Genomic DNA, 19,656 nt, shown 5'->3' on the forward strand with positions numbered 1-19,656 from the left:
ATATCAAACAAATGTTCGTTTGTAACTAGCAAAGAATTCTTTTGTCCGCTCTTCTTTAGGAGCTTTCATGATCTCTTCTGGAGTCCCAGATTCAATAATTTTCCCCTTGTCTAGGAACAAGACCTTGTCTGCCACTTGGGAAACAAAGCTCATATCATGGCTAACCAGAATCATGGTTTGACCTGCCTGAGCTGCTGCTGCGATGGCTTTTTCTACCTCTCCGACCAATTCCGGATCGAGGGCTGAAGTTGGCTCATCCAATAAGAGGACTTCTGGCTTCATGGCTAGGGCACGTGCCAAGGCCACCCGCTGTTTCTGCCCTCCTGACAAATGACGAGGGTAATGGGTTTCGCGGTCCGACAGACCGACTTTTGCGAGTTCTTCTTTGGCAATCTTGGTCGCCTCCTGGTCGGATAAGCCTTTGACGACGATCAGTCCTTCCTTGACATTGTCCAAAGCAGTCTTGCGACTGAAAAGATTAAACTGTTGAAAGACCATAGCTAGCTTTCTTCGAAGGGTCAGGATCTCGTCCTTGCTGATGTTTTCAAAGTCTACCTTTTCCCCATTGATCTCAATGCTGCCACTATCTGGTGCTTCCAAATAGTTCAAGCTTCTCAAGAAGGTTGATTTCCCAGCTCCAGAAGAACCGATCAAAGCAACGACTTCCCCTTTTTGAACTTCCAAATCGAGATGGTCTAGGACCACTTGACCGGAAAAAGATTTTGATAATTGTGAAATCCGAATCATGCTGCTCGTTCCTCCTCTTGCAAGGTTTGGGTAACAACTTTTGGATCTTTGATAGAGAGTACCTGTTCGATCCAACGTCCCAATTGTTCAATCAAAATATTAATGGCCCAGTAGATCAATGAAACAGAGATAAAGCGCTCGAAGTAGCGACTGTCATTCCCCGACATAATCTTGGCTTGAGCAAAGATTTCCAAAACTCCAGCATAGAAGGCCAGAGAAGTCCCCTTGGTCAAACCAATCAAAGAGTTGATCAAGGTTGGAGTCGCAACCACGGCTGCATTTGGAATAATAATCCGACGATAAACTTGGGCATTGGTCATGCCGAGACTCTTCGCTGCTTCGATTTCACCTGCATCAACAGATAAAATCGCTGCCCGAATGGTCTCACTGGCATAGGCTGCCTCATTGAAGGCAAAGGCTACAATGACAAATAAATGGGCTGGCACATCGTTGATATTAAAGGCTGTCCCATATTGTTGGTTAATAGCCTTCAATAGGAGCGGGATTCCATAGTAGGTCAGCATCAACTGGACCAAAATTGGTGTCCCTCTTAAAAAACTCACAAACAAGGCTTGGATAGGGTAAAGGATTTTTACCCGATTGATTTTGACAATGGCAAACAATAGGGCTAGCAATAAACCAAAAAAGGCTCCTGCCAAGGTTAACAAAATCGTATTTGGAAGCTCTTTTAAAATTCCTGGAATTGCTTCAAAAACGACGCGTAGGTTAAAGATTTCTCCTTCTGGTATCCATTTTAAAAACTCTTCATACCAGCCAGATGCCAGATAAGTAGTTGTAAACATCTTCGTTACTTCCTCCCTCGATAATGAATCATTCTATCATATTTACAGTTAAAATGCTGAGTTTTGCTATTGATTGTTCGTAAATCATGCTTCAGGTTTGATGTGATCTCAGGCAAGCATCTCCCCTAAGAGCAAAAAAATAGACTATCTATAGATAGTCTATCACAAAATAAATCAGCGACCAAATAGTTAATTTTTATGGAAATCTTTAAATTTCTTTATCACTAAAAGGTTTGACGTTTCGCCTTTCTTTCTGCCCGACCACGAGCACGATTCTCAGCTCGCTTGGCTTTCCGACGTTTCTCGTCCACGGCCCATTTGATTTTTTTCTTGTAACCTGGTTTGATTTTTTTCTTTTTCTTCTTGACCAAGCCGATCATCTCAATGTCAAGTTTTTCTTGGCGTTTTTCACGATTAGCCCGGCGATCCCGGTCATAAGTATCTTCGATAGCTCCAGCCTTCAAGACCTTAGGGACAAACTGGATCCCCAATTTTTCAAGCTCCCGAATGTCTGAGTCATCACTCGGTTGATAGAGGGTGATGGCTGTACCAGGAAGGCCATTCCGACCAGTCCGGCCAACGCGGTGAACAAAGAAGGATAAGTCTTGTGGAATGGCATCGTTAATGACATGACTGACCCCTTCAATATCAATCCCACGCGCTGCCAAGTCTGTCGCCACGATATATTCAAAATCCAGATTTTTGACTTGGTTCATGATTCGCTTGCGCTCCCGTGGAGGAACCCCCCCATGGATTTTAGCGACTTTGAGCCCCTTCTCTACTAGAAAAGCATGCAAATCGTCCGCTCTGTCCTTGGTATTCACAAAAATCATTGCCAAATAAGGTTGAAGAGCCTGGGTTAGTTGATAGACTTGCTCATTCTTATCTCGCCCTTTTGTCGATACCAACCAGTTATCAATGGTGTCCGAGATCACCGTTTTGGTTTTGATCTGCTCCATGACAGGGTTAGACAAATATTTCTTCAAGAAGGGTTGTAACTTTTGCGGAATCGTAGCAGAGAAGACTAAAAACTGAAGCTTCTTGGGAAGACTGGATGCAATCTTGTCTACCGTCGTCAAAAAGCCCATATCGAGAGTCATATCCGCCTCATCAACCACAAAGGTGTGAGCCTTATGAATAGCCAAGTCTCCAGAAGCGACCAAATCATAGATCCGTCCAGGTGTCCCAATGACAATATGGGGTTGGGCTACTTGGAGCTTATCGATCTGGCGAGCCTTATCAGTTCCTCCAACGTAGTTGGCAATCCGAATTTCTTTTTCACAGTGGCTAGCAATCTGACGAGCCGCTTGGTAAATCTGTGTGGCCAATTCCCGACTAGGCGCAGTAATGACCACTTCGACATTGCTACTATCCTCATTTAAGGTTTGAAAAATTGGCAAGAGGAAAGTATGGGTCTTCCCTGATCCTGTTTTAGATTCACCGACCAGATCACGACCTGCTAAAACAATCGGAATCAGCTTTTCTTGAACTTCTGTTGCTTCAATAAAATTAATTTCTTTTAAGGCCTCTTGGATATAGTCCTTAAACTTAAAATCTGTAAATTTCATTCTCTTATCCTTTCATCATCTCTACTATTATATCAGAAAACTCCTCTTCCCGCTCTTCTTTTGGACAGCAATTCCTCCCCAGCCAAAAAGGCTGAGATAGCAATCCCAACCTTTTATGATTCATGACTTATGAATTGGTCAAATAGTAGATCAAGAGAGTCAAGGCGCTCATTCCTGCACCAATACTCCAGAGAAAGGCATCGACCTTCCACTCAGACCATTTAGGTCCATTACCAGACAGACCACCCAATTCCAAATGGTGATGGAAAGGCGTCATGCGGAAGATACGCCGTCCTTCCCCTGTCCGTTTCTTAGTCCATTTGAAATAGGACACTTGGAGCATGACCGAGCTAGTCTCAAAGACGTAGACAATCCCAATCAAGAGCAAGGTCCACTCTGCATGGAGAGCCATGGATAGAGTCGCAAGCATCCCACCTAGGGCTAGGCTTCCAACATCTCCCATGAAAATCTTGGCCGGCTTATGGTTGTAGACGAAGAAACCTAATAGAGCTCCAATCATACTGATGGTCACAAAGAGGATATCGATTCGTCTTTGCCAAACAGCGATGATGGAATAAGCGATCAAGCTGATGGTTACCGAAATGCTTGCCAAGCCATCAATCCCGTCCGTTAAATTGACTGCGTTTGAAAAACCAACCAACCAGAACAAGGCAAAGATAATATAGAAATGTCCCAAATAGACATCCCAACCAAAGACATTGAGAAGACTACCAGCTCCATGACGTTCAGAGAAGAGATAGAAAATGATCCCTCCCAACAATTGCAGGGCTAATTTTTGCTTGGGATTTAACCCTTCATTGATCTTACGAAAGACCTTTAAGAAGTCATCCAAGAAACCGACGATTCCATACAAGACCAAAATAAAGAGGATCAATTGAACAGGACGCGTAAAGTTCCCAGTTAGGAAGCTAAAGACAAGGGTGACAAAAACTGAAGTGATCAAGAAGACCACTCCCCCCATAGTTGGAGTGCCTGCTTTGGCTTTGTGTTGCTTCACATCTTCGTGCATTTGTTGGCCCGAAATATGGGCCCGTTGATAGAAACGGATAAAGGCCGGAATGCCAATAACCGTTAGAATAAATGATACTACTAGGGTAGCAAGTAACATATCAATCTCCTAATGTAATTGTTATTTTCTTCGTCTTCTTTAAAGCAGTTTCTACTTTGACGTTTTGTTTGCTCACACGAGAACCTTCCCCTTTATAGGTGATCTCAATGCCCGTCCATTCCGCAAATTTATCAACATTTTCCTTGGTCCATCCATACATATCCGGAACTGAATCCAAGTCATCTGTTAATAATAACACTTGCTCATTTGCTTTTAATTTCGTTCCTGCTGATACAGACATCTTTTTAATATTCTTTCCAGTTCCTAGGACAACAGGCTGGATCAGATTGCGACGCAGTTCATCTGCGAAGCCACCTGGGCTGATGGTCTGCTTCAAGTTCAATTCTTTCGACAAGGATTCTGCCGACGGCATCTTATAGGTGTCCTCTTTCGTGACCCCATCCAAGGCCTTGGTTTCCGTTACTAGATTCAACTCATCCTTCAAAGCAACCGCATCTTCCAAGACTGGATTGACTAGTTCTTGCCAACTGGTCGGACTAAAGCTGACTTCAGGCTGTTGAACCGTCACATACATAATGAAATCTGGATCTTCAGCCGGTGTCATGACAACAATCGAGTTGATATTGTCATTTTCGCCTTCCAAATATCCATTAGCCGTTGCAATTTGGGCCGTCCCTGATTTGACAGCGACATTTTGTCCAGCTACTTGGATAATGGGACCATCCGATGAATAGAGGGTACCAAATTGAGGATCGGTCCCTACCGTGATCATGTAATTACGAGTCTGCTGAGCAGCTGAAGCGGATACTGGATTGCCGACGACCTCTCTTTGTGATTTACGAGCGGATTCATGCTTGCCGTCGTAGATCGCACTGATAAATTTAGGCTCTAACATTTCCCCATCATTGGCAATGGCAGAGAATGCTCGCAACATCTGCGTTTGAGTAACGGATATCCCCTGACCAAAAGAAGACATGGCTTGAGTGACATAGTTATCACCTGGCAGGCTTCCAAAACTCTCATCTCCCATACCAAACCGAGTAGGGAGTCCGAACTTAAAGAGTGTGAGGTAATTCATCCAGACATTATTGCCCATCTTCTGTTCAAGCTTGGTCATCCCAATGTTACTTGAATACGCAAAACCTTGGGCAATATTCATATAGCGACCTTCTGACAAGCCCATATTGATTTCCCAGTCTTTGATGATCGCATCTTTTACTTGCAGCTCGTTATTGTAATATACCTCATTATAGGCTGGGAAAGTCCCATGATCAATCGCCGCAGCCAAGGTCATGACTTTCATAGTCGAACCTGGTTCGTATTGATCCTGGTAAAGAATCGTGTTCCAAGTTCTCAGATTTTTATAATCCAAACCATCTTTGGTATCTGCATTAAAGGTTGGCCGTTGCGTCGTTGCAAGGATTTCCCCTGTTTTGGCACTCACTAGGGTCGCACTGACAAATTTGCCTTTTACCTTTTCTTGGAATACATCCATTCTGGTTTCGAGATAGGTTTGAAGTTCTGCAGAAAGGGTTGTATAAACATCCTTTCCATCTTCGGTCTTCACGGCAACCTTGTCTGATCCCGGCACAATATTTCCGTTACGATCCTTTTCATAGGTCACAACTCCATCCTGACCACCCAAGATACGATCCAAGGATTTTTCTATTCCCGTTGTTCCCTGCAGGGTTTTATTGCCTTCTTTATCTTCTACCAATTGAGCTTGACCGATAAATTGAGAGGCAAAGGTCCCATTTTTATAACTCCGATTTGGACTCGTCGTAAAATCAACACCTTTTATGTTGGCAGCTTCTAGTTCACTCCGAATAGCATCCATATTGCTATAGCTGATATCGTTCCCCGCTGCACCAAAAGAAACTTGGTTAAGCTTCTTTTGAGACAGTTGTTGGACGACATAATCTTTTTCCATCCCCAAATAACGATTAAAAACGTCCGCCACTTGGTTGTATTGGCTTTCTTCAACGTATAAAACTTCACCTTTTGCTGATTTATAAGTTTTGTCGATGATAGCATAAACATTATAAGTCGTCGCATCTTCAGCAATGACAGCTCCATTTCGATCATAAATTGTTCCTCGTTTGGCTGGAACAATCTCAGTTTTCTGATGGACCTGATGCGATAACTCAGATAAATTTTTTCCAAATTTGCTATCTGTGCCTATAATGACTGCAAAATTAATAAGAAAAATGAAGAAAACAAGAATGGAAAGCAAACTTAAATTCTTAGCTACTTGCCGACGATTTTGGTCTGGAAGTTTCCTTTTTTTAAGGGAATAACGAATGATTTTCTTTTTTAATTTACTCATCGCTACTTGAACTCACCACTTTTCGATTTTCTTTTTGGAGGGTCATCCCCTGAGAACTAGCTAACTTAGACAAGCGTTCATATCGAGTCAACTCATTGACTTCTTGCCGGATATCTTCTAGTTCAGTCTCTTTTGTTTTTAGTTCCGTATTGAGGTTTGTCAAATCACTTTGCACTTGTAGAATCCGCGTCTGCATAAAAATAATACTGACAGCAAGGATAATCCCTGTTAGGACAATCGAGCCATAAAAGGCTTTCTCTACTCTGGTAAAGCGACGAATACGATCTTGCAATTGACTGCCACGAAATCGTAATTGTTGATCTGCCATGTTCTTTTCCTCTTACTTATGAATTTTTCGAGCAACCCGCAATTTTGCAGAATGGGCTCGGTTGTTATTTTCTAACTCTTCTTGGCTTGGAAGAATCGGTTTTCGAGAAACTAATTCCATTTTTTGTTTTAAGTCCTCTGGGATGAAGGGCAAGCCCTTCGGTACATCTACTGTAGAAGCTTCTTTAAACAATTGCTTGGTCAAACGATCTTCCAAGGAATGAAAGGTAATGACTGAAATACGACCACCAACTGCCAACAAATCCATAGCCTGCTGGATTGATTCATCAGCCGCTCCCAATTCATCATTGACTTCGATCCGAATAGCCTGAAAAATTTGTTTGGCTGGATGCCCCTTTTTCTTGAGTTCCTTGGCTGGTTTTGCCGACTTAATAATCTCTGCTAATTCTGTCGTCGTTTCAATCGGTTTGACAGCACGCGCTTGTTCGATCTTTCTAGCAATTTGTTTGGAGAATTTATCTTCCCCATACTTGAAAAAGATGCGAACCAAATCATGGTAATCATAGGTATTGACTACTTCATAAGCTGTCAAAGAAGCGTCTTGATTCATCCGCATGTCCAAGGGAGCGTCTTTTTTATAAGAAAAACCACGAGACCGCTCATCTAACTGAGGACTAGAGACTCCCAAGTCATAACAAATGCCATCAATTTCACTGACTCCCAATTCTTGGAGACGGGCTTGAAGATTCCGGAAATTGTCTTTGATGAAGGTTACCATGCCTTTTTCAACGTAAGGAGCTAATCGTTTCTCCGCATTATCAATCGCATGCTGATCCTGGTCAAAGGCATATAAATGTCCTTTTTCACTTAATTGACTTAATAAATATTCGCTATGGCCGGCTCCACCTAATGTGGCATCCACATAGATTCCATCTGGCTTTACATCCAGCATATCAATCGTTTCATGGAGCAAGACCGTTACATGATGAAATTCTTTACTCATATCCTATCTATTTTACCACAAATCTGACCAGGATGCACTTGAGATTCCTTCCTCTATCCACGCACCGTTTCGGGATAAAGAGTTCCTATTCTTTAAAAACCTCATCCTATCAACCAATAGACCTAGAGAAGCAAATTGTGATACAATAACTCTATGAAAGATAAGAAATACCTTCTCCTTGGCCTGCTAGTGGCCGATCTTATTGCAGTTTACTTTTTCCTACGAACTCCTGTCCCTTGGATTTTTTGGACAGCAACCTTCGTTCTTGCCGTCTCCATTTGGATATTTAAAAATCAATGGAAATACTACAAAAATAGAAATAAGGATTCAGAGTAGCCCATATAGAACCAGAAAACTCGATCAGTTCAACATCTGATCGAGTTTTCTATTGTCTATTTATGAATTGGGATCATCAAGGCTACGGCCATGCAAGCCTTTTTCCCGTTGGACTTGACGTAGTTTTTCTGGTGTCACATCATTTCCTTCTTCGTCAACAACTTTGATACCTTCAATGTGATGACGGACGGAGCGTCTGTAACCTTCAATATACTCTTCACGAAGTTTAGCTTGTTCTACCTCTTCTTCTGGTGTCAAGCCTTCTGCTTTTTTCTTTTTGGCAAGCTCATTGATTCGAGCAATTTTTTCAGGTGTCATAATAAAACCTACTTTCTACCTGTCATCAGGTCATTATTTTGTATTTAATTGGTTAAAGGCTGCGACTTTATTGGCTTTTGCTACTAGACTAGCAAGAAGGGCCAAACGATTCTTTTTAACAGCCTCATCTTCTGCCATAACCATGGTATTGTCAAAGAAAGCATCGATGACTGGGCTAAGAGCAAAGAGTTGAGCCAATTTGTCGCTAGCTGAACCTGTCAATTCTAATTCTTCAATCGCCTTAGCAAGAGCTTTTTCTTGATCATTTTCAAAGAGACTAGCATCGACCTCTACTGAAGCATCTGCTTTTTCTGCCAAGTTGAAAGCACGTGAGAGTGACTCAACAGCTGCCTTATAACCATCAGTCTTAGCAGCTTCTGAAAGAGCTTCAGCCGCTTCAAGCATATCCGCTACCACGAAGTTTGAACCAGCAAGTACAGCTTCTTTGATGTCTTTAGATGTGCGTCCCATCATCTTGTCTACACGCGCCTTGATGAAGTTGAGCACTTCTGCTTGATTGGCATACGAAAGACTATCGAATGAAAGTCCGTAAAGACTATCGATTAACTCATCCATCGGGATGTTCCAACCAAAGGCATCCAAGATACGAACAATCCCTTGTGTTGCACGGCGAAGCGCATAAGGGTCATTGGAACCAGACGGAATCAAACCGACTGAGAAGAAGGAAAGAAGGGTATCCAATTTATCCGCAAGAGCAAGGATGGCACCAACCTTGGTTTCAGGAAGGGCTCCATCTGCTGAATCAGGAAGATAGTGCTCACGGATAGCTGTCGCTACTGCAGCATCTTCACCAGCAAGGAGGGCGTATTTTTCACCCATGATTCCTTGCAATTCATCAAACTCTCCAACCATACCAGTCAAGAGGTCAAATTTGTAGATTTCTGCTGCACGAGCTACAGCTGCTTTTTCTTCAGCAGTCAAGCCAGCTTGCTCAGCCAAGGAAGCCGCAATGACACCAGCACGGGCCATGTGTTCTGAAAGAGAACCGATTTTTTCATGGAAAGTCACGTGTGCCAATTTAGCAACCAGGTCTTCAATCTTGAGTTTTTGGTCTTCACGCCAGAAGAATTCACCATCTTCGAGACGCGCCACCAAGACTTTTTCATTTCCTCGGATAACATTTTCCAAGTGCTCAGCATTCCCATTACGGACTGAGATGAAGTTTGGTTTAAGCTTACCGTCAAGGTCACGTACAACAAAGTAACGTTGGTGCGTTTCCATTGAGGTCACCAAGACTTCTTCTGGAACGTCCAAATACTTAGTATCGAAACTTCCCATAAAGGCAGTTGGGTATTCGACCAAGTTCAAGACTTCATTCAAAAGTCCTTCTTCGATTTGGACTTGAACACCTTGTTCTGCTTCAATAGCTTTGATTTGCTCACGAATCATGTTTTCACGTTCTTTGCTGTCTGCAATGACGTAAACGGTACGAAGGTCTTCTTCGTACGAATCCGCATTGGTAATTTCCACTTCATGTCCAAGGAAACGGTGTCCGCGACTCACACGACCTGAATGGATATCCAAGAAGTCGAGATCAAGCGCTTCATCACCCAAAAGGACAATCAAGGTATGAACTGGACGAATGTATTCAAAGCTGTTGTTAGCCCAGTGCATGCTGACAGGGAAAGTCAATGAAGCAAGTACTTCTGGAACGCCGGCCAAGACTTCTTTGGCAGGTTTTCCAGCTTCATGTTTCGTCACGTAAACGTATTCTTCTCCCTTAACTTCACGGAATTCGATGTCATCTACAGTCAAGCCTTTTCCACGGACAAAGCCTTGCGCTGCTTTTGAGAAGTTTCCATCAGCATCCAAGGCGATTTTCTTAGAAGGTCCTTTAAAATCTTCAGTCAAATCCGATTGTTGATCCGCTAAACCAAGTACACGGACGGCCAAACGACGTGGAGTTGAGAAGGTTTGAATGTTTTCATATGAAAGGCGGTTATCATCCAAGAAGGCTGCCATTTTCTCACCCAATTGTTTTTCACTTGGTGTGACAACGTAGGCTGGTAACTCTTCAAGTCCTAGTTCTACTAATAAGTTTTTTGTCATGTTTTTTCTCCAGAAAATATCTTTTTTCCAGTTTGCCTTATGTGATTGGCACGCAAGCAACCGACTAGGTCGTTTCATTGCTAAAATTGGAGCCTAAGGTCTCCAATTTTGCCTGGTATCATTAGTTTCTCTAATGATACCTCAATCACTGCGGCAACTGGTTCTGTAGGATTATTCTATAATCCAATTCTATTAATACACTCTCTTTATTCTTCCTCTTCTGCTAGGAGTTTTGCGCGTGTGGCTTCGTCGAGAAGTGGGTAACCGAGTTTCTTGCGTTCTGCGACGAAGGTCTTAGCTACGACACGGGCCAAGTTACGGATGCGGGCAATGTAGCCGGCACGTTCTGTAACAGATACCGCTCCACGAGCATCAAGTAAGTTAAAGGTATGTGAACATTTCAAAACGTAGTCATAGGCTGGGTGAACGAGACCCAATTCCAAAGCACGTCCGGCCTCTTTTTCAAATTTTTCGAAGTTTTCAAGAAGCATATCTTGGTCAGAAACTTCAAAGCTGTATTTTGAGTGCTCATATTCTGGTTGAAGGAAGATTTCTCCATATTTTACACCCGGAGCCCACTCAATATCATAAACAGAATCTACTTCCTGGATGTAAGAAGCCAAACGTTCCAAACCATAAGTGACCTCAGCGGTAACAGGACCTGTTGCCAAGCCACCGACCTGTTGGAAGTAAGTGAACTGAGTGATTTCCATACCATCCAGCCAAACTTCCCAACCAAGACCAGCTGAACCAGTTGATGGATTTTCCCAGTTATCTTCTACGAAGCGAATATCATGCTCTAAAGGATTGATACCCAATTTTTCCAATGACTCAAGGTAAAGTTCTTGAATGTTTGATGGTGATGGTTTCATGACCACTTGGAATTGGTGGTGTTGGTAAAGACGGTTTGGATTTTCCCCGTAACGACCGTCTGCTGGACGACGAGATGGCTCTACATAAGCCGCATTCCATGGTTCCGGACCAATGGCGCGAAGGAAGGTGTAAGGACTCATCGTACCCGCACCCTTTTCATTATCATAAGCCTGCATGAGCATACAACCCTGGTCATTCCAGTATTGTTGCAAAGTCAAAATAATCTCTTGAAAAGTCAATTTTTTAGACATGTTTTACTCCATTTTCTATAATTTCTTGCGACACGAGTCTGCCTCGTCGATCATACGAGGCAAGACGAGTTAGTACTGCGTCTAGCTCAGGCACCCTAGTGCTGAGCGTGGGACAGCCCGACTGAAAGGAGGTCTCTGCCACTGACGCAGTGAAAGGTTAGTTTTTTAGACATTATTTACTCCATTTTCTATAATTTATTGCGACCTAGAATACAAAAAGAACCGTGTCTTTCCCCCTAAGTCAAGTGACCTAGGGGCGTCAGAAACGCGGTTCCACCCTAATTTATTACTTCATTTTATTCTACTGTACTCAGCTATCTACTGAGAGAAAGCGCCACTTGCCTATCTTGTTCCACTTGGCTTTCACTGTCCCAAGCTCGCTAAAAAAACGCCATAAGCCTTTCTTTCTTGACTAGTATTATAGCAGATTTCTATTCGAGTGTAAACAAAAAACAAGTCCGAAACTGTTGTTTCAGACTTGTAGAAATTCCTTTCAAAGAAAGGGTAAGGTTATGGGCGTTTTGCAACCTTTGGTTTTTTCCCATTTAATTTTTTCTTAGCAGCTTTAACCTCTGCTAAGGCCGCCTTGACTTCCTGTTGACTAGCACCAGGATTAGCCAGTACTGCTTGAGCGCGGATAAAGGCTTGAAGGTAATTCACCTTCACCTTATCTGCTGCATAGATAAACTTAGCGTTCTTAGCTTGGAACTGGAGTTCTGCTGCAATCAATTTCTTAAGACTTGAGAAATCGGTTGTTTTGCCAGTTAATTGTTGATCAGCCGCCTGGTAGTTCGCAAGCGCTTGGTTGATTTGCTCTTGTGTCACACCTTCGCGGACGAGCAAGAGAGCCAACTCCTTAAAGCTTTGATCAAAGGCACGTCGAGCAGAATCCTTAGCGTTCGCATAACGGCCTGTTTTTGAAGTCGCATCATAGGCAGCAATAGCTGATTTTAGCGCTGTGAAATCAGACTCTTTCCCATCTAATTGACTGGTTACCAATCCAAGATTTGAAAAGATTTGGTCAACTTCTGCTTGTGATAACTTAGTCGCAAGAGCTTTCTGAGCTTCTTGGTATGCTGCATCATAAGCTAAACGTTTTTCACTTGTTGCATTAAAGTACTGAGGAGTGCTGGTCAAGTTAGCTTGTTGAGCCAGCAATTGCAACAATTGGGTCTTAATGACAACAGAAAGTTTTGCGAGGTTGTTTTGATCCGCCAGAACGGTCACAGTCGGTGCATCCTCAAACAACTCATAGCCTGTTGGTAGACTGACTGAAATCGTATAAGTTCCAACTGGGACATCTTTCCCAAAAGCATTCTTGCCATAGCGTTGAACTGGAAGAACAAAGGTTTCACCAGCTTGATTCTTCAAGACAACTGGTGTTGTTCTAGGTACTGCTTGATCAAAGACCAGGCTCAAAGGAGCAGTGACAATCTCTTTCGCCAAGAATTCGATGGTCTTAAAGCTATCCTCTGCAGTGATTTCAAATTTCTGAGTTCGTTCGCTGACGAGTTTCAGATCTGATTTGTCATAGGCAAAGAGTTCTGCAACATAGCTACCAAACTTAAGGAAATTGATTTCTTTCCCTTTATCTAAGTTGACATACTGCCCTTGTTCATCTTTGATACGGTAGACAAAATCAGTATCTAATTCTTGATGTGTATCGGCATCTAGGACTGATACCTTAATTCGGCCACTATCCTCAGTAGCAGCAAAATCAGCAAGAGAGGCAAAGTCGCGGTTTCCAGCGTAATCTTCAACCACATAGTAAAGTAAGTCTTTACTGATTCCTTCTGGAAGAGTATAGCCTCCATCTTCATTTGCCGTTAAATAGACACGGTTTTCAAAACGGCTAGTCTTCCCTAGGGCGTCTTTCCCCTCCTTAACTAGGGTCCCCTCTTCATCAAAGGTCTTGACATAGAAGACTTGCTCTCGTAAGATTCCACCATTGCCAACATCTTTTGTTTTACGAGCATAGAAGGTTTCTACCCCATCCTTCTTGGTCGTGTAACCTGAAGTCAAGACTGGTTTTTGGGTATCAATTTGGAGGTTAAAGCGAACAACTTGCTCCTCTGCTCCTGGAACTGCTGGCGTATAACGAACCTCATAGATATAGTGACCATCCGCCACCTTTTCACCCTTGGCATTAGTTCCTTCCCAAGCCGTGTTGTCGACTAGATAAGATCGTTTCCCACGTCCGTCAAAATAATTCTTACGAGCAGAGAAAGCTCCTGTACTTGTCCAAACTGGCTGAGCAAATGCTTGATCATCTGCCTTGTAGACAGCTGCTTTCATATTTTTTAGGTTTCGCAAGACTACAGCACGGTACTGCACGTAATCTTTGTTTCCATCTCCATCTGGAGAAATAGCCAGACGTACATTGCCATCCGCATCTAAATGGAGGACATTCAAACCTTCTGGAGTTTCTACTGTCCCAAGAACGATTGGGCTTCGTTCTGCTGTTTCCTTCTTAGCAGTCGAATAGAGCACGTCGTTAGCGTTAGAGACTAAGGATGTTACATTCGTCTTTGAAGTCACATGTTTGGTTTCTGGAACATCATAGTAGAATCCTGATTTCCCTTCTCTTACCAAATTGTAGATTGGTTTTTCAACCGCAGGGATATTTTGGAAAGAACCACGGAAGCCCATAAATGGAATGCTAACCACATCGCCGTCATCTGCTGGATCCACAAAGCGAACAAATCCTTCTAGGAAGTAACCGTTCGGCATCAATTTAGTCAATTCCTCTGCAAACTTAGACGCATCGACAGTCACTGTCACTGTCTGACTACTATGGGCTTTTACAGTTACATTTGGCCATACCGTCTCTGTTAATTTCCGAGGCTTCAAGGTAAAGCGATCATCTTTTACATCGTCGGTAGTGGTATTCACAATCATCTTCAACTCTCTGTCAGTATCAGAAATATTATGAACGGTCACATCAAAACTAAACCGATCCTCGACATTGCCAAGAGTTACGCTTGGGTAAGCATCTTCATTCGTTACATATAGGTCTGTTGAAACCGCTGCAGCAGTATCCACAATCCCCGCCCCTTGTTGACGTACCGAAGTGTAAGCACCCGTTTCTTTGTTGAGGTGCGGTTTTGCGGTTGACATGATTAAGGCTTTGACTGTTGCAGATAGCTCCTCTGGCGAAAGTTCTGGATGATGAGCTTGGAGGTATTCCTTCACCAAAGCCGATACCCCAGCTACATGAGGGGAGGCCATACTGGTTCCGCTCATACTACCATAGCTATTGTCATTTAGAGATGAAAAGATCGACCCACCAGGTGCTGTGACATCCGGTTTTAATTGGCCATCTGTTGAGACTCCCCAACTGGAGAAATCTGACATCTTATCTGCATCAGGGTTTGGACGATTGTCTAAGCTACCATCAAAGACAAGCTTGTAGTCTTTACCTTTAATCGCTTCTCCATAGCGCTTAGAAATGAAAACAGCAGGGATCTTTCTCGCATCCCCTTCGAGGCCCATTTTGACATTCGCGCCTTCGACACTGTTGTAAATAAGGGCGCCAATCGCTCCTTTTTTATAGACATTAGCGACCTTATCTGAGAAGGTGATTTCGCCACGTTTGATAAGGGCAACTTTACCAGTCAAATCGAGACTGTCTAAATCACTCTCACGCCCCAAACCAGCATCTACATAATCATATTCTTTCCCATTTTCGAAATTGGCATCTGTTTCAGCTGCTGTATAGGTGAATTTTCCTTTATCCAAGTCGGCATTGTCTTCCAAGCCTCGAACTGTAAAGACTTCTTCTGTTACAACCGAATCATTTACGGATGCAACTGAAATAGACTCTTCTACGGTTGAAGGACTCCCCACGACACCGTAATCAGGGTTTTCAGCACTTGGATTGTCATAACCGTATCCATAGGTATTGCTATTTCCTGCCGCGATAATGACGCTAACCCCTTTTGCGCGTGCTCGTTGGATAGCTTCCCGGACAGCGGGACTAGCATTCACAGTAGAACCTGTCACAGATCCCAAACTCATGTTGATGACGTCCGCTCCCAATGCAACTGCGTCATCAATCGCTTTCACATAGACAACATCACTGGTTGATCCACTACGATCAGAGAAAACACGCATAAACATCACTTGGGCTTCTGGAGCAACTCCGTATACATAGTTGCCATCCCCAGCTTTTTTGTCAGGGTTCCCAGTCGCAATCCCTGTTACGTGCATACCATGTGAATCATGGTCTTTTTCTTTAATATTGTCATCTCCATCCATATAATCATAAGCAAAGACGACCTTATCGTTGTACCATTTTCCGTAATCAATTCCCGCTGCTTTTTTTGCAGCTTCTAATTCTGTTTGATTTTTGAACTTCCCTTTTGTCGGGTCTGAAATCCGCAATACTTCATGGTAGACATCTAAACCAGAGTCAATGACTGCAACAACAGTCCCTTCACCCTTGTAGCCTTTTTCCCAAGTTTGAGGCACATTAATAATCGTATTGCTGCTGATACTGAATGGTTTGTCTTCAGCTTTCTTTTCAGCTCTTGCTTCTGTTGCAGGTTTAGCCTCAGCCTTCTCCTCTGTTGAAGAGGGTTTAACTTCTGTTTTTTCCTGTCCCTCACTTGCTTTTTCTGCAGGTTTAGCCTCATTTTTAGTTACAGCTTCTACTTGCTTTTCAGTAGCTTTATCCTCTGTTTTTGCTTCCTGGGCAACTACTTGGCTACCTGATTCGACAGATGGACTTGTTGCCTCTTTTTCTGAAGAGGCTGGCTCGTCAACAACTTTACCATTTTCAACTACTGAGTCTCTAGTCTGCTCATTTGCCTGATCACTTACAGGAGAAGCAGACTCACTTGGCAACGCTGGATTTGCTTCTGCAGATGCAATTACTGCAGTCTCTGGTTGTTTTGTTTCATCCGCACTTACATTTCCTGCTCCAAAGACAAGGACCGACCCTAACAGCACCGATGCAACACCAAATTTATATTTTCTCAATGAGAAACGCTGTTTACTCATAAAATTCCCCCTATATACTAAATTATTCTTATTATACTCCTAATTTTTCAGAAAATTCACTCAACATTAACTTTGTTATCAAATTGTAATATTTCCGCATGATATCTTTAATTAGGTGTTTTTTGTTTGTTTTTAGTGATTTTATAATTCAAATAATTAGAAAACTAAAACCAATCATCCGTTTTTTTATCTCATTGCACAAAAAAAACAGCGAGAGTAACCTCTCACTGTCTATAAATAAACGATCTTAAAAGTCTTTAGTGTCTGGGTCTGGTGCTCCCGCCTCTACTGGGATCTTCCGAAGGAGCTCACAGTCTTCTGGGGATAATGCAATCGCAAAGCATTGTAGGTTACTTGCAATGCGCTCAGGAGTCACTGACTTGGGCAAAGGTAAAAATCCTTCTGCTAGACTCCAAGCTAAGAGAAGCTGGGCTGGTGTCACGTCATACTGTTTAGCCAGTGTAAGAACTGTCTCATTTTGGAACAGCTCTCCTTGGCCAAATGGTCCCCATGCCTCCAATATAATTCCTTTATCACGACAATAACGGACCACTTCCTCTTGATAGACTCCAGGGGCCAAGCGGATCTGATTGACCGCCGGAAAAACTTTGGCACTCTCTAACAAAGCATCCAGGTGATGGGGCAGGAAGTTACTCACACCAATAGAGCGAATCTTTCCCTCTGCCTGCATATCTTCCATGGCTCTCCAAACCTCACGATTCCGTTCTTTCCAGGCCTCATTTTCTCGATGAGTCACAGGATTTGGCCAGTGGATGAGGTACAAATCGATATAATCTAGTCCCAATTTGTGCAAAGATTCTTCTAGGCCCTTGACAGCATCCTCATAGGTGAGACGATTATTCCACAACTTGGTCGTTACAAAAAGCTCTTCTCTTGGAATACCACTATCTTTGATAGCCTTTCCGACGCTTTCTTCATTTTGATAGATGGCTGCCGTATCAATATGGCGATAGCCCGCTTCTAAGGCTACTTTTACTGCTTGATAAGCTTCCTCGCCATCTTTCGCCTTCCAAGTACCAAAACCAAGTACAGGAATGTGGTGTCCGTCATTTAGTTTGTAGCTCTTCATCTTATTTCCCGTTACTTTCCTTTGTTTTTTCACCAGACTTAGAAGTCTTCGCATTCAAGCGCAACTTTGGCTTAAAGATATTTTCTTTCGGCTGCACCATCGATTTGCTAAAGAAAGCATAGAGTAAAAAGGCACTACCTGCCACTAGGATGACGGGACTACGGCGCAACATACCGTAGATAAAGAAAAACAAGCCCATCAATAAAAAACGTACGTTTATCTTATTCATAAAACTACCTCGCGATTCAATTACTTTCATTATACCATGTATCAGAGCAAAGAGACAAATGGCTAGATCAGGGAATCCAATCCAAATAAGCTGAGACTATCATCCCAGCTTATAGAAGAAATTCAATTTTTAGTCTGGCGATAGCAAGCGATTCGTAGTTGAACCTCTTTTTCACCATTAGGCTTCAAATCGTTTTTGGCCATCCAAGAAGGTTGCTACCAACTCTAAATCTTTATCCAATACAATAAAGTCAGCGTCATAACCCTCACGGATTTGGCCACAGACATCATCAATATGGACGGATTTAGCAGGGTTGAGACTCGCCATCATGACCGCTTCATGAGGATTGGCAATGCCCCACTCAACAACATTCTTCAATCCATCTTTAAGCTTCAAGATCGAACCAGCCAGGTTCCCTGTCGATTTCAAACGGGCTGTTCCATTTTCTACGACAACAGGGAATTCACCCAACATATAGTCGCCATCTTCCAAGCCACCAGCTGTCATACAGTCGGTGATTAAGGCAATATTTTCCACTCCTTTTTGTTTGAGAAGGATGTCGCAGGCTTTTGGATCAACGTGATGGCCGTCACAGATTAACTCTGCATAAGTATGAGGAAGTTGGTACATAGCCCCAACCATTCCCAACTCACGGTGCGTCAAACCGCGCATTCCGTTATAGGCATGCACCCAGACACTAGCCCCAGCATCCACTGCTTTTTTAGCTTCGTCAAAGGTTGCATTGGAGTGACCAAGGGCAACCGTTACCCCTTCTCCTGTCACTGTGCGGACAAAGTCTTCTACACCATCTCGTTCAGGAGCAAGGGCAATTTTATTGAGCAAGCCGTTGGCTGCTTTTTGCCATGCACGGAATTCATCCATTCGAGGATCTTTCATGTAGGCTGGATTTTGTGCCCCTTTGTACTTCTCTGTAAAGTAAGGCCCTTCAAAGTAAATGCCACGAATTTTAGCACCAGACGCTTCTTGGTATCGTGCTCCAATGTTTTCAGTTACTGCCAATAATTGCTCATAAGAAGAGGTCAAGGTTGTTGGCAAAAAGCTAGTGACCCCTGTGCTCAAGAGCCCCTCACTCATAGTATGAAGGGTTCCCTCGATGTTGTTGTCCATAACATCAACTCCACCAAATCCATGGATGTGCGTATCGACCAAACCAGGAGCAATACTATAGCCTGTATAGTCCAAAACAGTAGCTCCCTCTGGTAGCTGATCTACATGTTTCCCAAATTTGCCATCGACAATTTCTAGATATCCTCCCTTACGAATGCCATGGGGATAAAAGAATTGATCTGCTTGTATATAAGTTATCATGGTGATTTCCTTTCTTTTTCTACCGATATATTCATACACATTATAATCCTTTGTACTGTATTTGTAAATGGTCTAGACCTATTTTATTTAAATATATTAATATTTTCTATAAATACGATAAAAAATCCAGTTTTTTTGAGCTGGATTTTAGATTGAATATAAAGTCTTCTTTAAAACTTTCCTTAGGTGAGTACGGACGTTAGGTGAAATTATCCAGTGGATGATTTCAGCAATCCAGGAAGTTCCATGACTTAGTTTTGAACCTACAGTTTCAAAACTCCCGAGTGGCTGAAACTTTAGCGTTTCAGCCACTTTTCTCACAGCGGAAAGTTAT

Annotated in this window: 14 protein-coding genes; all 14 read right to left on the bottom strand. The window is 42.9% G+C overall.

Annotated features, from left to right (window positions below):
• Positions 1-3: 3 nt before the first annotated feature.
• The 14 genes from ACOXXR_RS07490 to nagA all read right to left on the bottom strand — a co-directional run bounded on the left by ACOXXR_RS07490 (position 4) and on the right by nagA (position 19,322).
• The gene (locus ACOXXR_RS07490) at positions 4-747 is read right to left on the bottom strand and encodes an amino acid ABC transporter ATP-binding protein (RefSeq protein ID WP_048691970.1); all 744 of its coding nucleotides are present in this window, start codon (positions 745-747) and stop codon (positions 4-6) included.
• Positions 744-1,550, bottom strand: a complete 807-nt coding sequence (locus tag ACOXXR_RS07495) for an amino acid ABC transporter permease (RefSeq protein WP_129822843.1) — start codon at positions 1,548-1,550, stop codon at positions 744-746. Before ACOXXR_RS07495 ends, ACOXXR_RS07490 begins: the two co-directional genes overlap by 4 nt.
• 224 nt (positions 1,551-1,774) lie before the next feature.
• Positions 1,775-3,118, bottom strand: coding sequence for a DEAD/DEAH box helicase (locus ACOXXR_RS07500; protein ID WP_117745188.1), 1,344 nt, complete (start codon positions 3,116-3,118; stop codon positions 1,775-1,777).
• Positions 3,119-3,245: 127 nt separating this feature from the next.
• Positions 3,246-4,247 carry a phospho-N-acetylmuramoyl-pentapeptide-transferase gene (gene mraY, locus ACOXXR_RS07505; protein WP_445278363.1) on the bottom strand — a complete coding sequence of 334 codons (1,002 nt, stop codon included), beginning with the start codon at positions 4,245-4,247 and terminating at the stop codon, positions 3,246-3,248.
• 1 nt (position 4,248) lies between these two features.
• Positions 4,249-6,534: a penicillin-binding protein PBP2X gene (pbp2x, locus tag ACOXXR_RS07510; RefSeq protein WP_445278364.1), complete on the bottom strand. Its 2,286-nt coding sequence runs from the start codon at positions 6,532-6,534 to the stop codon at positions 4,249-4,251.
• Complete coding sequence (ftsL, locus tag ACOXXR_RS07515) at positions 6,527-6,862, bottom strand: cell division protein FtsL (protein WP_445278365.1); 336 nt, start codon at positions 6,860-6,862, stop codon at positions 6,527-6,529. The genes pbp2x and ftsL overlap by 8 nt, the downstream gene beginning before the upstream one ends.
• Positions 6,863-6,874: 12 nt before the next feature.
• Positions 6,875-7,825, bottom strand: a complete 951-nt coding sequence (gene rsmH, locus ACOXXR_RS07520; RefSeq protein ID WP_445278366.1) for a 16S rRNA (cytosine(1402)-N(4))-methyltransferase RsmH — start codon at positions 7,823-7,825, stop codon at positions 6,875-6,877.
• Between the two features lie 396 nt (positions 7,826-8,221).
• Positions 8,222-8,479, bottom strand: a complete 258-nt coding sequence (locus ACOXXR_RS07525; protein WP_023022306.1) for a DUF896 family protein — start codon at positions 8,477-8,479, stop codon at positions 8,222-8,224.
• A 33-nt stretch (positions 8,480-8,512) separates the two neighbouring features.
• Complete coding sequence (glyS, locus tag ACOXXR_RS07530) at positions 8,513-10,549, bottom strand: glycine--tRNA ligase subunit beta (protein ID WP_195214378.1); 2,037 nt, start codon at positions 10,547-10,549, stop codon at positions 8,513-8,515.
• Between the two features lie 206 nt (positions 10,550-10,755).
• Complete coding sequence (gene glyQ / locus ACOXXR_RS07535; RefSeq protein ID WP_000038760.1) at positions 10,756-11,673, bottom strand: glycine--tRNA ligase subunit alpha; 918 nt, start codon at positions 11,671-11,673, stop codon at positions 10,756-10,758.
• A gap of 510 nt (positions 11,674-12,183) precedes the next feature.
• Positions 12,184-16,674 (bottom strand): S8 family serine peptidase, encoded by a 4,491-nt coding sequence (locus tag ACOXXR_RS07540; RefSeq protein ID WP_129270643.1) that lies wholly within the window; start codon positions 16,672-16,674, stop codon positions 12,184-12,186.
• A 247-nt stretch (positions 16,675-16,921) separates the two neighbouring features.
• The gene (locus ACOXXR_RS07545; protein WP_425931925.1) at positions 16,922-17,764 is read right to left on the bottom strand and encodes an aldo/keto reductase; all 843 of its coding nucleotides are present in this window, start codon (positions 17,762-17,764) and stop codon (positions 16,922-16,924) included.
• Between the two features lies 1 nt (position 17,765).
• Positions 17,766-17,993 (bottom strand): hypothetical protein, encoded by a 228-nt coding sequence (locus ACOXXR_RS07550; protein ID WP_048715249.1) that lies wholly within the window; start codon positions 17,991-17,993, stop codon positions 17,766-17,768.
• A 177-nt stretch (positions 17,994-18,170) separates the two neighbouring features.
• Positions 18,171-19,322 (bottom strand): N-acetylglucosamine-6-phosphate deacetylase, encoded by a 1,152-nt coding sequence (gene nagA, locus ACOXXR_RS07555; RefSeq protein ID WP_414279906.1) that lies wholly within the window; start codon positions 19,320-19,322, stop codon positions 18,171-18,173.
• Positions 19,323-19,656: the final 334 nt, after the last annotated feature.

It is taken from the genome of Streptococcus sp. KHUD_013 (genome assembly GCF_052588545.1).

What these genes read in the sequence shown, in the direction of transcription:
- ACOXXR_RS07495 (WP_129822843.1), bottom strand. Translation starts at nt 1,550, where the DNA reads ATGTTTACAACTACTTATCTGGCATCTGGCTGGTATGAAGAGTTTTTA.
- nagA (WP_414279906.1), bottom strand. Translation starts at nt 19,322, where the DNA reads ATGATAACTTATATACAAGCAGATCAATTCTTTTATCCCCATGGCATT.
- pbp2x (WP_445278364.1), bottom strand. Translation starts at nt 6,534, where the DNA reads ATGAGTAAATTAAAAAAGAAAATCATTCGTTATTCCCTTAAAAAAAGG.
- ftsL (WP_445278365.1), bottom strand. Translation starts at nt 6,862, where the DNA reads ATGGCAGATCAACAATTACGATTTCGTGGCAGTCAATTGCAAGATCGT.
- ACOXXR_RS07500 (WP_117745188.1), bottom strand. Translation starts at nt 3,118, where the DNA reads ATGAAATTTACAGATTTTAAGTTTAAGGACTATATCCAAGAGGCCTTA.
- ACOXXR_RS07490 (WP_048691970.1), bottom strand. Translation starts at nt 747, where the DNA reads ATGATTCGGATTTCACAATTATCAAAATCTTTTTCCGGTCAAGTGGTC.
- ACOXXR_RS07545 (WP_425931925.1), bottom strand. Translation starts at nt 17,764, where the DNA reads ATGAAGAGCTACAAACTAAATGACGGACACCACATTCCTGTACTTGGT.
- rsmH (WP_445278366.1), bottom strand. Translation starts at nt 7,825, where the DNA reads ATGAGTAAAGAATTTCATCATGTAACGGTCTTGCTCCATGAAACGATT.
- ACOXXR_RS07525 (WP_023022306.1), bottom strand. Translation starts at nt 8,479, where the DNA reads ATGACACCTGAAAAAATTGCTCGAATCAATGAGCTTGCCAAAAAGAAA.
- mraY (WP_445278363.1), bottom strand. Translation starts at nt 4,247, where the DNA reads ATGTTACTTGCTACCCTAGTAGTATCATTTATTCTAACGGTTATTGGC.
- glyS (WP_195214378.1), bottom strand. Translation starts at nt 10,549, where the DNA reads ATGACAAAAAACTTATTAGTAGAACTAGGACTTGAAGAGTTACCAGCC.
- glyQ (WP_000038760.1), bottom strand. Translation starts at nt 11,673, where the DNA reads ATGTCTAAAAAATTGACTTTTCAAGAGATTATTTTGACTTTGCAACAA.
- ACOXXR_RS07540 (WP_129270643.1), bottom strand. Translation starts at nt 16,674, where the DNA reads ATGAGTAAACAGCGTTTCTCATTGAGAAAATATAAATTTGGTGTTGCA.
- ACOXXR_RS07550 (WP_048715249.1), bottom strand. Translation starts at nt 17,993, where the DNA reads ATGAATAAGATAAACGTACGTTTTTTATTGATGGGCTTGTTTTTCTTT.